The organism is Paenibacillus sp. LPE1-1-1.1 (assembly GCF_040676435.1).
Taxonomy (GTDB): domain Bacteria; phylum Bacillota; class Bacilli; order Paenibacillales; family Paenibacillaceae; genus Pristimantibacillus.
In genome coordinates this window covers 219,001-231,240 of sequence record NZ_JBEGHY010000012.1, presented here as the reverse complement: position 1 = coordinate 231,240, position 12,240 = coordinate 219,001, and the positions used below count along the sequence as shown (strand labels likewise).

Below are 12,240 nucleotides of genomic sequence, written 5' to 3'. Positions count from 1 at the left end.
CGGAACTGATTGAAATAAAGGTTATATGATTTTAGACGCTGATCTGGAAGATCCCTTCTTCATAACGTTAATTTGAACAGGATGGGAAATGATTGATCAATCTGTTCGGTGCATGCCATCACGCAGTGATGCCAAGTGATTTTCGATAGACCGAAGCCGTGTATCGATTGTATGCAGCTTCTCCTGAATTTCAAGATTTTCTTGTTCGGCTTTGTAGTTGATGGCGTTATCCAGCATTTGTTCCTGCTTGTCCTTTACGGCTTGCCTGATTTGGCTCATTTGAATCATAGCGGCTTGAAAAGCCGTAAAGACGGAAAGACAAAAGCTGAGCATAAATAAAGATGTCCGGCTGTTGTCATACGTGAGCCATAGTATGACAATCAAACACAGTGTGATAACAAACCGCCAACTGCCACCGAAACTCGCCACCCAATCCGCAAGACGGTCCCAACGGCCTGCCTTTTGTTCCTGCTGTTCATGAAGGCAAGCTTTGATATTGCCTTTGTATTCATTAACCATTGAGGCGACTCGCTTTATGTCGTCTGTGTTTTGTTCCCGGTCCGGGTATTGTTTTTCCAGTTCACTAAGTAGAGATGATTCCGAATCCGCTGTATGATCTAGGTTAGTTTTCATGCGACGCTTGGGTTCCATTATCATCTCTCCTTCATTGGCATCTTAACTTATACCCTTTTTCAACGCCTCCAACTCGTATTTTTTTAATCCGTCGCCAAAATATGACCAATTGTTTCTCTAGGTATTAAGTTACCCTTCCGCATTGAGCACGTACTGATGAGAATGCTATAATACTAGAATTGATTCATTTAGTCATTGTGGGAGGACGACAATATTTTAAAAACAGATTTTATAGATGTAATGTCCATTATTTCCAATAAACTGTATGAATCGGCTGCAAGTGTAATGGATACAGCCAGTAAAATGATGCCGGCGAATACTTTTTGTATTGCGAATTTAGATAAGGATTCAACGAAAGTGATTAAGGCTTTCAATCGCAGCAAAGTGATTCTTGCAGAGGGACTTGTCGTTGCGAATCAAGATTCGTACTGTGCTCTTGTTACCGAACATGCGCAAGGTCCGCTAATAATAGATAATAATATGACACACTTTCTTACCAAAGATATGGATGCCACACCTTATGTTGGAGAGTGCTCTTTTTTGGGTGTTCCAATCAAATCGGAAGATGGAAAAATCTATGGTTCTCTTTGCGCCTTTGATCATGAAATGTATCAATACCAGCAGAATGACGTAGAATTATTACTTTCATTGTCGGCGTTTTTTTCCACACTCTTGGAGTTGGAAACAAACATTCAGAACCTGAAAGAAGCTGAAATTAAAGCATCTAAGCTGATGACAGAAAAATCAAATCTCTTGGCGGTGCTTAGCCATGAAATTCGTACACCAATGAACGGTGTATTAGGTATGGCAGACTTGCTTCATTCTACAGAATTGTCATTAGAGCAAGCCAATTATGTAGATATTATAAAAAAGAGCGGCAGCAGCCTTCTTTCAATGATGGATCAAATATTGGACTATTCGAAAATAGAGGCAGGTACAATGGAACTGGAGTATACCCCGTTTAGTATCCGAGAGAACGTAAATCATGTGATGCAATTGTTCGCTGCTGAAACATTGAGCAAGGGCCTTAGATTATACGCAGAGTTTGATTCGGGGGCAGATACCATTGTTATGGGCGATAGCAATAAAATCCGGCAGGTACTTATCAATTTGATCGGAAACGCGCTTAAATTCTCTCGACAGGGCTATATTTCCATTAACGTTCAAATGAGTCTATCCCAAGGAGATACGGTCGATTTGATGGTAAAAGTGAAAGATACAGGCGTAGGTATACCAGAGAATGAGAAGGCGCATTTATTCCGGGCTTTCTCCCAAATTCTCGAAAAAGATACGCCTGGAAAATACACTGGCGCTGGTTTGGGTTTATCGATCTGCAGGCAGCTTGTGGAACTTATGGGGGGAGACATATGGCTTGTGGAATCAAGTGAGAGCGGCAGCCTATTTGCATTCCGAGTAAAATTAAAGAAATATTTAATGCCCTAAAGGAACATTCGCTTAAGCGCCGCTATCTTATAAAGATCGCTGCGCTTATTCGTTCTTGTTCCTAAGAAATATACCGGTTTCTATTTCCGCCAAAAAGTTGAACAGTCTGCCTTATCCAAAATATTGAACTCGATCATTCTCTCAAGTAAGGAGAAATCAACCGGACTATCCCACTTGATACGTACCAATTCTTTGGTATGATCATAGCCAGACTTCACAATATCATCAGAAAAATGATTAATCCCTACTCTTTCAGGGGCAACGGCCAAATGATGTTTGGCTACGCTAAAGCCAATAATAAATGTGTCGTGATCGGTAAACATGGGCTGATTCCACGCGATTTTCGGCATTAAATTCGGAAATTTCCGAGTTACCGAGCCCAAAACTTCTTCCGTTCGGGCCCGATGCAGCGGGTTATCGATACGCTCTAAAAATTCTATAAAAACTTCCATGTTATTCCCTCCTAAAATATTAATTATGTCATTCAGAGAAGTTCCTCAAACCCATTCGTCGTTAAATCCACGTTAGTATAAGTACATTATTCCACAATTTTCAGTCTCATTTTATCATGATTATAAAGTTTAAAAGCCCTCTGGTCAAAATTACTAAAGGGGGTGAAACAATTTGTTCAGATGATTTCTAACCATAAACACCACTTCCCCGGAAGTGGTGTTTATGGTTTTGTTGGATAAGTATTTAAGCGAATGCAATTCGCAAACTCAAGTACGAATATAACTCCGGCTTTTTAAATAAGCATACATAAGCAATACATCTGGCAAGCGCATTCAAAAAAAATGGCTTGCACTTCGACTAGCAGCAACTATTTGAGGAGGGAAAAAAGTGATAGCGAGCAAAAGGAAATTCATCCTAATGACAGCACTGATCATTTGTGTTTCATTGTTATTCGGTTGTACGAGCAATACCGGCAATAATGGAACGTCGACGAACGAACCCAGCAATACGAAGACCGAGGATGGGAATGCCGAGACGACAAAGAAAACGATCACGATAACGTATAGAGATGATGGAATTGGCGAGGAAGGATCGTTTTATAAATGGATTAAGGAAGTATCAGCCAGTTATCCGAACAAAAACGTGGAAATCAAACCAACGCCCATTCAAGCGTCCGAAGGCGATTATTTTGCCAAAATTGCATTGGCACTGAAGTCCAAAGATACGGCGCCTGATATTGTAACGGAAGACACGTTTATTTTGAATTCGGATGCAAGCGCAGGATTTCTGGAGCCCTTGGATGAGAGATTAAAAGGTTGGGAAGATTGGACCAATGGTTCCTTTATTGAAGCGATGAAAAAGGGCGTTACAGCGAGCGACGGCAAAGTCTATGGCGTTCCCTACAACACCGATTCAAGAGGTCTGTGGTATAACAAGGAAATCTTCAAGAAAGCAGGTTTGCCTGAGGATTGGCAGCCGAAATCATGGGATGACATCCTAAGTACAGCGAGAACGATCAAAGAAAAAGCTGGCGAGGATGTTGTACCCATCTGGATGAACCTAGGCAAAGCTACAGGTGAAGCGACATCGATGCAAACCTACGAAATGCTGCTCTATGGAACGGGAGATCGATTATACGATAACGACACCGGCAAATGGATCATTAAGAGTCAGGGTATATTGGATGCGCTAAGCTTCATTGAGACGATTAACAAGGAGAAGCTTGGGCCGCCATTGTCTAAAGTATTGAATGGTCAGGCAGGAAACACTTCTTCGAGGGAATATTTGCCACAAGGCAAGCTTGCCATTTCTTTAGACGGCTCTTGGATCACAGGCAACTATTTTGATAGCGGCGCTTCGCCTTGGCCGGAATATAAGGATGTTCTAGGCTTTGCCCCAATGCCGACAAGCAAAGGCCAGGCACCAGGATCGATTACATTGGCAGGCGGTTGGGCGTTATCTATCCCTAGCAATGCTCAGCATAAAGATGAGGCTTGGGACTTCATCCAATACGCATTAAACAAAGAGAATACCCAAAAGCTCGTTATTGCTCAAGGTAACATTACGGTTCGGACCGACGTAGCAAAGGATCCTGAATATACAAAAATGCCGTTTAATGAAATCGCGACGGAGTATTTGCAAAATGCGGAGTTCAGGCCAGCGCAGGATAAATATCCTGAAGTGTCCACTCAAATCCAAACGATGGTTGAATCCGTGACTACAGGCACGTCACCTGAGGATGCACTGAAAAAGTACGCGCAGGATGTAACAAGAATTGCCGGCAAAGAAAATGTAATAGAAAAATAAAAGAGAAAAGCTTGCTTGCTCAAGCAGATCCTAACAAGCGGATTTGCTTGAGCAGCCGCTTTTTTTGATTTTCAGCATGCGGGAGGAGAACGATGCATGAGCAGTTTGACTGGAAATGTTCTCTATAAGAAAAGAAAATCATATGCATGGCTCTATTTTTTGCTTCCATCCATAGCCATCATGCTCGTTTTTTTTATTTATCCGATTTTGTTGACCTTCTTCTATTCCTTCACGAATTTGGCATTGACCGGAGAAGCGGCCAAGGAGCTGAAATTTGTCGGGATCGACAACTATACCCGTATGTTTGAAGACCCGACAGTCAGAGTCAGCATATGGAATACGCTTGTTTTCTTGATAGGCTCTGCTGTTATCGGCCAGCAAGTGCTGGGATTTCTGATTGCGCTTCTCATGAAGCATAAAAATAAGATGTTTAGGCGCGTCGTGGGCACGATTGTGCTGGCAGGCTGGGTAACCCCTGAAATTGTATGTGCATTATGCCTATACAGCTTTTTCGGAGATGAAGGTACACTCAATGCCATAATTACATCCATTGGCCTCCCTGAGGTCCTTTGGCTGTACACCGTTCCTATGGTCACCATCATAATTGCAAACATTTGGCACGGCACGGCTTTCTCTATGCTTGTGTTCCAAGCAGCGCTGGATGATGTGCCGACGGAGATTGAAGAAGCGGCCGTTGTAGACGGGGCATCAGGTTGGCAGATTTTAACGAAAATTACGATTCCTTATATTAAAGATACGATCACAACGAATATGATGCTCGTAACGCTGCAGACGCTTGGGGTGTTTGGACTGATCTATGCGATGACCGGCGGAGGACCGGGAACTTCGACCACTACCTTGCCTATCTTTATGTATAACCAAGCCTTTGTAAATTATCAGCTCGGCTATGGCACCGCAATATCCTTATTGCTGCTGTTCATCGGTATTATTCTTAGCTTGTTCTATATCCGCTCGATGAAAGAGTAAATGTACAAGGAGACTTCGTATGAATGCGAAACATCGTAAACTGATTTATCGAGTCCTGCCGTATACGATTCTTACTTTGATCGGAATTTGTTTCTTGCTTCCTCTTCTATGGGTATTCGTGGCATCCGTTGACCCCAACGCGATGCAATCGCTTAAATTACCGGATCAAATAACGGGCAGCAATTATGTTGACGTGATTACCAATCGTGTCAATCAGCGCGCATATGTCATTGGCCTTATCATGTCAGTTGGCCAAGCTATACTCGTCGTTATATTAGCTTTGCTCGCTGCCTATCCTTTGTCTCGCTATCAAATGAAACATAAGAAATCATTTATGCTGACGATTTTATTTATGACTTCTTTGCCGATTACAGCTGTAATGGTACCCGTATATCAACTGTTTTTAAGCCTGAAATTGTATGATAATATTTTCGGGGTCATATTATTTTATGTCGCATCCTCGATGCCATATGGCATTTGGATGCTGAAAAACTTCATGGATTCGGTGCCGAATGACTTGGAAGAAGCCGCTTGGGTCGATGGGGCGTCTGTCTTCGTTGGCATCCGCAAGGTTGTTGCGCCATTAATGATTCCGGGCATTTGTACGGTAGCGATTTTCACATTTTCCGGAAGCTGGGGCAACTTCTTTGTTCCGTATATATTATTGCAGACACCTGAAAATTTTCCGGCTTCATTGAAGCTGTATCAGTTTTTCGGGCAATACGGCATGGTGGAGTATGGCAAGCTTGCGGCGTTTTCCGTGCTGTATGCGGTTCCTTCGGTCGTGATGTATATCCTCTCCCAGCAGTTTATGTCCAAAGGTTTTGGACTGCAAGGCGGGACGAAAGGGTAATGATATTTAAGCGGTTTGAACCCTATCCTATTCATTGAACATGCCTGTTAAGGGCATGTTTTTTTTGTAACCTCCGCTAATCCCCATTACTGTTAAGAAATTTTAAAACCCCAAGTAATTCCCAGTCTATCACCTATTAAAAATTTCATGTCTATTGTACAATAATGACTATTTAATGGACGATTGTGATAGATTAAAAGTGCCTATTATTACAATGGCAGAAAGGTGACTTCTCTTGAGCATAACTCGGGATTTCTTGCTGCAGTTCTCATTAGTTATTGTGCCTTTCGGCATTTATCTGGCTTATTTGTTTGGTCATATACGGATAAAAAAACACATTCGCATTTTTTTGATGGCCCTATGGGGAAGTTCGATTATATTATGCATCTCATTTCCGATGAGTTACGGTTACAATATGAACCATGACTTCAGAATCGTCCCCTTACTGATAGGGACTTTGTACGGGGGGGCGGATAACCGGCGTAATCTTAGCCGCATTAATTATTCTATATCGTTTATACCTGTATGGAGCGAATATAGGCAGTCTCACTACCTTTTTGGCCATCATCATTGGATTTTCTCCCATTTTGTATTTTCAGAAGAAATTCGAAAACTCATCAAAAGGAAACCGCATTAAACTTGCCATTATGCTTGCAGGGTTTTATTGTCTCGTAGGCGCTTCGCTTGTTGGCTTATTCCGAGGAATCTCAGCAGAAAGCATTACAGTGCAGATCGCCCACTTCGGATTGGCTGCAGGTTTTGCCTGGCTAATGGTCGTTTTAATTGAAAACATGGCAGAGATCTATACCATGCGTAAAGAACTGCATAACGCCGAGCGGTTACGACTTATTGGGGATTTAACTGGCGTATTTGCTCATGAAATTCGTAATCCAATGCAAGTAGCACGGGGGTTTCTCCAATTGCTAGATACACCAGACCTGCCGGCTTCAACTAAGAAGCATTATATTAAGTTGTCTATTGAAGAACTGGACCAGGCAAATGATATCATTCGTGAGTTTTTACTATTGGGTAAGCCCTCCACTGAAAATAATGAAGACGTGGACGTTGGTATTCAACTAGAACGAACCGTGAATCTCATTCAAAACTATGCTTTGAGCAAAAATGTTTCTATCGAAACCAAAATCGATGTTAACTGTATGGTTAACGGAAATACGCAGAGATTGAACCAGTTCTTACTCAATATCATGAAGAACGCGATCGTAGCAATGCCTGACGGCGGAACAATAGTTGCCTCATGTTTTTTTGCAGATGATTCATGTATTGAAATCCGTGTCAAAGATGAAGGTATTGGGATGTCGAAACATGAAGTTGAGCGACTTGGATCTCCCTATTACTCTTTGAAGGAAAGCGGTACAGGGTTGGGTATGATGGTTAGCTTCCAGATCATCGAATCTTTTGCCGGAAAACTCCACGTATTCAGTGAAAAAGATATTGGAACGGAAGTAGTAGCAAGAATTCCAGGCGTAAAACGATCTATGAACAAGCCAGTATGAGCAGTATAACTGCCCCTTTATACAGCTAATTTTGCGTTCGATTTTATCTTTGCAGCTCTAGTGATGTTCCCCATTCAATCTTAACAACTGGTTTCGTTTGAACGATCAAAGGGGTTACGTAATTTTCCTTATCAAAATGCACCTTAAAGCCCTCTATTTTTCCTTCTTTTATGATTTGGATTTCTGTTACGTTTTCTAAATCTAAATGTATGATTGTTTCTCCATTAACTTCCAACCTAAGTTCGCCGTTGCCGCTTGCAGGATTAACATAAAACTTGATCAATTTATTCTCTCTCATCAGCGAAAATGAAACACCTGTATAATACCAAGGTATTTCTTCATCCACTATTCGAGCATCACATTCAAACAAGTACTCCAACTCATACAGTTCTGGAGTTTTCAATACGATCACCACCTACTTTTATATGAACACGAAATCCGCGAAGACGTACTGTTATGTACCCGCCCGCTGTTTTCAAGCATCACCGCAAGGTGTATTATAAGGTGTATTATATCGAATATAAATTCATTTAGCTCGGGATACCTACCTAGCTGCGAGGAGCTGCAAGAGAATGAAGGTTGACCCCCGCGATTCCTTAATTACCCGACAGTCCGATGAAATCGCCGCTTTGCGTTCCCAAATAGAAGAACTTAAGCATATCGAGCGTCGATACCGCCTGTTGACCGAAGTATCGCCGGATTGGATTTCCCTGCACAAGCCGGACGAAAACACTACCATAACCTATTCATCCCCCAGCTGCCGGGCCATTCTGGGTTATGAACCCGAAGAGATAATCGGACTCAGCGGCATGTCTCTCGTGCATCCCGAAGATCGGGACAGAATCCGGGAATTCTTGTCCGACAAGAACCCGGAAGGGCGCATCGTGAAAACTCGTTACCTCTGCAAGGACGGCCAATATAAGTGGCTGGAGATTTCCACTCGTTATTTGTTTGACGATCATGGCCACCTGGAAGAGCTGATCGCCATCTCGCGGGACATCACGGATAACATCCATGCAGACCGGCTTGTTCAGGAAAGCGAGCAGCGATACAAATCTCTGTTCGACCACAACCCGGCCGCCGTATATTCGATGAATCCGGACGGAGATTACCTTACGGCCAACGCCAATCTGGAGAAGATTACCGGCTACACGCTGGAGGAATTGATAGGCATGTACTGGGGCCCGATCGTGCATCCTAAAGATTTGTCTAAGACCCTTTACTATTTTAATCTGGCAAAACAAGGCGAGCCGCAGAGCTATGATCTTACGATCATCCACAAAAACGGCCACCCTGTGGAAATCAATTCCACGAATATTCCGATCATCGTAAACGGCGAAGTCGTCGGCGTGTACGGCATCACGGTTGACATCACGGAACGTCAGCGTTATCTGGAACATATCGAGAATCTCAGCGGCGAAAACAAGCTGATATTGGATTCCGTTTCCGAAGGCATTCTCGGCACGGATTCTCTAGGAAAAGGAATGTTCCTGAACCCCGCCGGCGCAGAAATGCTGGGATATAAGCGACATGAGAACGAATATGCAGGTCGCCCTCTGCCGACGGACGATCTTCCGCTGGTTCAGGCTATTCGGGATGGAAGGCCGCATTACAATTCGGAAGCCATATTCTGGCGTAATGACGGCTCTACCTTCTTGGCGGAATATCACGCGGCACCACTGCGGGATAAAGGCGAACTGAAGGGATCGGTCGTTGTTTTCCGCGACATTACGGGGGAGAAAGAAATCCTTCGGGCCAAGGAGTCTGCGGAAAAAGCCGATCGGGCGAAGTCGGAATTCCTGGCCATGATGAGCCATGAGATTCGTACCCCGATGAACGGCATTATCGGAATGACGGAGCTTCTCACCGAAACGGAGTTGTTGGAAGAGCAGCGCGTATACGCAGATACGATTAAAGAAAGCAGCTTTGCCCTGCTCCGGATCCTGAACGAAATCCTGGACTTCAGCCAGATCGAAGCCGGCAAGTTGGATCTGCATATGGAGGAAATTGTTCTGGAGCCGTTGCTTCAAAGTGTCATGGAACTCTTCTCTCCCCGTGCATCCAGTCAAGGGATCGGTCTATCATTTCGGAAGGAGGAGCGCGTCCCGACCTGTCTGATCGGGGACGGAGGCAGACTCCGTCAGATCCTGGTGAATCTTATCGGCAACGCGGTCAAATTCACCGACCAAGGCGAGGTAATCCTCTCCGTGGAGCTGCTGTCGAACCGGCATCCGGGCGAAATCATACTGCAGTTCCATGTAACGGACACCGGCATTGGTATCCCAAATGATAAGTTCGACCTTCTCTTCCAATCCTTCTCCCAACTGCACCCCGCCATGAACCGAAAATACGGGGGTACGGGCCTCGGCCTTGCGATTACCAAGAAGCTGGTGGAGCTGATGGGCGGAACAATCGGAGTGGTAAGCCGTGAAAAGGGTGGCTCCACCTTCTATTTCACGCTTCCGTTCCGGGCGACGCAGGAAGAACCGAGTCAGGAGCCGTCGTCACCCGCGCTAAAAAATAACGAGACCGGAGCTGGGTCAGCCGTCTATTCGACGTTGAAATATGGGCCCTTGAAAATCTTGATCGCGGATGACGATGAAGTCAACCGTTTTTTGCTGGCCACTTGGATGCGCAGGCTGGGGTACGAGCCCGAGTTGACCCAGGATGGGGACGAAACCGTACGGGCCGTCGCACGAGAAGATTTCGATATCGTGTTTATGGATCTGCAGATGCCCGGAATGGATGGGCTGGAAGCCACAGCCGCCATCCGGCAGCTACAAGGGAAAGCCAAACGTCCGGTTATTGTGGCAGTAACGGCATTGGCCCGAAAGGAAGACCGGGACCTATGCCTGTCTTCCGGCATGGATGATTACATCAGCAAACCGCTGGGGGTGGATGAAGTAGAACGTGTTTTGAAGCATTGGTCGTAATGCTGCAAAGCCGGTTGGCGTCGCGCTGGCAATGTTAAGAAAGCGGTTGATAAACCTAACCAAAGATGGCGATCCATTGTTTTTAACACCGAACTACTCGGCTCCCGTTTAATTTAATAAAATGAGCAGGCACATCGTGAAGTGACCCCTTAAAGTTAGACAAATATTTTTATGCAACCTGTTGGGCATGAGCTCGGTACTGTACCGGGCTCATGCCTTTTAATTTTGACTTGATACGTTTGTGATTGTAGTAATCAATGTATCGTTCTAGTTCTTGCTTAAAGTACTCTACACTTTCAAACTCATTAAGATAAAGAAACTCCGACTTCATAATGCCAAAAAAGTTTTCCATTACCGAGTTATCGTAACAATTTCCTTTGCGCGACATGCTTTGGGTAATTCCTTGTTTCTTCAAAGCATGTTGATACTGCTTCATCTGATAGTGCCAGCCTTGATCCGAATGCAGGAGGAGTTCATCCTCGTCAGATAAGCGTTTAAAGGCCTTATTTAGCATCTCGGAGACTAAGGAATAGGTAGGGCGAGTCCCTATTGTGTAGGTGATAATCTCGCCGTTAAACAAGTCCAGAACAGGTGATACATACAGCTTTTCACCAAACAACTTAAATTCCGTAATATCGGTAACCCACTTCTCATTTGGCCTATCTGCTTGAAAATTACGATCCAGCACGTTAGGCGCAATTTTACCTACTGTTCCTCTGTAGGAACGATATTTTTTCATACGTACCACAGATTTCAAATCTAATTCTTTCATGATACGTTGCACTTTTTTTTGATTAACTTGGTGGTCCCGATTAACTAGTTCATCACGAATACGACGATATCCATAACATCCCTGATATTCCTCATATAAGGATTGAATAAGGAGTTTCAGTTCTTCGTCTGGGTCTGGCTTCCCAAACTGTTTCACCCAGTAATAAAAGGTGCTACGTGGGACTTCAGCGAGCTTTAGCAATTCAATCACCGGGAATTTGAGCCTTAATTCATAGACTACTTGCGCTTTGTCTTGTTTGGTGATTTTTCCTTGTTTTGAACTAAGGCATTCAACTTTTTTAAATAGGCGTTTTCCATACGCAAACGTTCTAATTCAGCTTGTAGTGCTTCAACTGAGCCCTCGGCAGGTTCTTGTCTTTTGGTTCTCTTTTTATCCGTCATGGATGGTGGACGCCCCTTTGGCTTTGGTTTTAGGGCGTCGATTCCATCTGCATTAAATTGGCTGCGCCATCTGCGAATAACCCCTGGAGAAGAGATATTGAAGATGACAGCTGCTTCATTTGGAGACGTCCCATTCTCTTTCATAAAGTTGAGTACGTCTAGTTTATATGGAATGCTGTAAGCTGTATAGGATTTTTCGAAAGCTTTCTCGCCGTGGTGTTCGTATTGCTTTATCCACATTCGTAAGACCTCATGATTGATGCCTAGTGCTTTCGCAATGCTTTTCACTCCTTCATTCCCTGACAAATAACGATGAATAGCCTCTATTTTCAAATTCATATTAAACTTAGACAAAAAAACTGAACCTCCAGATTGTTAGATGGTGTCTAACAATTGGGGTGCAGTTCATCTGTGCCTGCTCATTTGCGTTTGTTATTTAACTATA

At 43.9% G+C, this 12,240-nt stretch carries 10 protein-coding genes; 6 read left to right on the top strand and 4 right to left on the bottom strand.

Annotated features, from left to right (window positions below; genetic code table 11):
- Positions 1-96: 96 nt before the first annotated feature.
- Complete coding sequence (locus MRBLPE1_RS11725; RefSeq protein WP_364145461.1) at positions 97-651, bottom strand: DUF1003 domain-containing protein; 555 nt, start codon at positions 649-651, stop codon at positions 97-99.
- 267 nt (positions 652-918) lie between these two features.
- Here MRBLPE1_RS11725 and MRBLPE1_RS11720 point away from each other — a divergent pair, with 267 nt between their 5' ends.
- On the top strand, positions 919-2,076 hold the full coding sequence (locus tag MRBLPE1_RS11720; protein ID WP_364145459.1) for a GAF domain-containing hybrid sensor histidine kinase/response regulator: 1,158 nt from the start codon (positions 919-921) through the stop codon (positions 2,074-2,076).
- Between the two features lie 80 nt (positions 2,077-2,156).
- On the opposite strand, the gene MRBLPE1_RS11715 is transcribed toward MRBLPE1_RS11720, so the two are convergent.
- Positions 2,157-2,528 carry an iron chaperone gene (locus MRBLPE1_RS11715; RefSeq protein ID WP_364145457.1) on the bottom strand — a complete coding sequence of 124 codons (372 nt, stop codon included), beginning with the start codon at positions 2,526-2,528 and terminating at the stop codon, positions 2,157-2,159.
- A 418-nt stretch (positions 2,529-2,946) separates the two neighbouring features.
- Between MRBLPE1_RS11715 and MRBLPE1_RS11710 the strand changes: the two genes are divergently transcribed.
- From MRBLPE1_RS11710 to MRBLPE1_RS11695, 4 genes are all read left to right on the top strand, one after another.
- Positions 2,947-4,335, top strand: coding sequence for an ABC transporter substrate-binding protein (locus MRBLPE1_RS11710; protein ID WP_414698881.1), 1,389 nt, complete (start codon positions 2,947-2,949; stop codon positions 4,333-4,335).
- Between the two features lie 96 nt (positions 4,336-4,431).
- Entirely contained in the window at positions 4,432-5,322 is an 891-nt protein-coding gene (locus MRBLPE1_RS11705; RefSeq protein WP_364145454.1) for a carbohydrate ABC transporter permease, read from the top strand.
- A gap of 19 nt (positions 5,323-5,341) precedes the next feature.
- Complete coding sequence (locus MRBLPE1_RS11700; RefSeq protein ID WP_364145453.1) at positions 5,342-6,175, top strand: carbohydrate ABC transporter permease; 834 nt, start codon at positions 5,342-5,344, stop codon at positions 6,173-6,175.
- A 557-nt stretch (positions 6,176-6,732) separates the two neighbouring features.
- A complete protein-coding gene (locus tag MRBLPE1_RS11695; protein WP_364145451.1) occupies positions 6,733-7,689 on the top strand; it encodes a HAMP domain-containing sensor histidine kinase in 957 nt (318 codons plus the stop codon).
- Between the two features lie 43 nt (positions 7,690-7,732).
- Here the strand turns inward: MRBLPE1_RS11695 and MRBLPE1_RS11690 are convergent, their stop codons facing one another.
- A complete protein-coding gene (locus MRBLPE1_RS11690; RefSeq protein WP_364145449.1) occupies positions 7,733-8,092 on the bottom strand; it encodes a hypothetical protein in 360 nt (119 codons plus the stop codon).
- 169 nt (positions 8,093-8,261) lie between these two features.
- Between MRBLPE1_RS11690 and MRBLPE1_RS11685 the strand changes: the two genes are divergently transcribed.
- On the top strand, positions 8,262-10,622 hold the full coding sequence (locus tag MRBLPE1_RS11685) for a PAS domain S-box protein (protein WP_364145447.1): 2,361 nt from the start codon (positions 8,262-8,264) through the stop codon (positions 10,620-10,622).
- Positions 10,623-10,791: 169 nt separating this feature from the next.
- Here MRBLPE1_RS11685 and MRBLPE1_RS11680 read toward each other — a convergent pair.
- Positions 10,792-12,149, bottom strand: a protein-coding gene (locus tag MRBLPE1_RS11680) for an IS3 family transposase (RefSeq protein WP_364145445.1) whose coding sequence is annotated in 2 segments (ribosomal slippage) — positions 10,792-11,696 and positions 11,696-12,149 — 1,359 coding nt in all. Because the reading frame shifts where the segments join, the coding sequence is not laid out codon by codon here.
- Between the last annotated feature and the right edge of the window lie 91 nt (positions 12,150-12,240).

Bases quoted from the DNA above. Each gene is read 5' to 3' on its own strand.
- MRBLPE1_RS11725 (WP_364145461.1), bottom strand. From the start codon at position 651: ATGGAACCCAAGCGTCGCATGAAAACTAACCTAGATCATACAGCGGAT.
- MRBLPE1_RS11720 (WP_364145459.1), top strand. From the start codon at position 919: ATGGATACAGCCAGTAAAATGATGCCGGCGAATACTTTTTGTATTGCG.
- MRBLPE1_RS11715 (WP_364145457.1), bottom strand. From the start codon at position 2,528: ATGGAAGTTTTTATAGAATTTTTAGAGCGTATCGATAACCCGCTGCAT.
- MRBLPE1_RS11710 (WP_414698881.1), top strand. From the start codon at position 2,947: ATGACAGCACTGATCATTTGTGTTTCATTGTTATTCGGTTGTACGAGC.
- MRBLPE1_RS11705 (WP_364145454.1), top strand. From the start codon at position 4,432: ATGAGCAGTTTGACTGGAAATGTTCTCTATAAGAAAAGAAAATCATAT.
- MRBLPE1_RS11700 (WP_364145453.1), top strand. From the start codon at position 5,342: ATGAATGCGAAACATCGTAAACTGATTTATCGAGTCCTGCCGTATACG.
- MRBLPE1_RS11685 (WP_364145447.1), top strand. From the start codon at position 8,262: ATGAAGGTTGACCCCCGCGATTCCTTAATTACCCGACAGTCCGATGAA.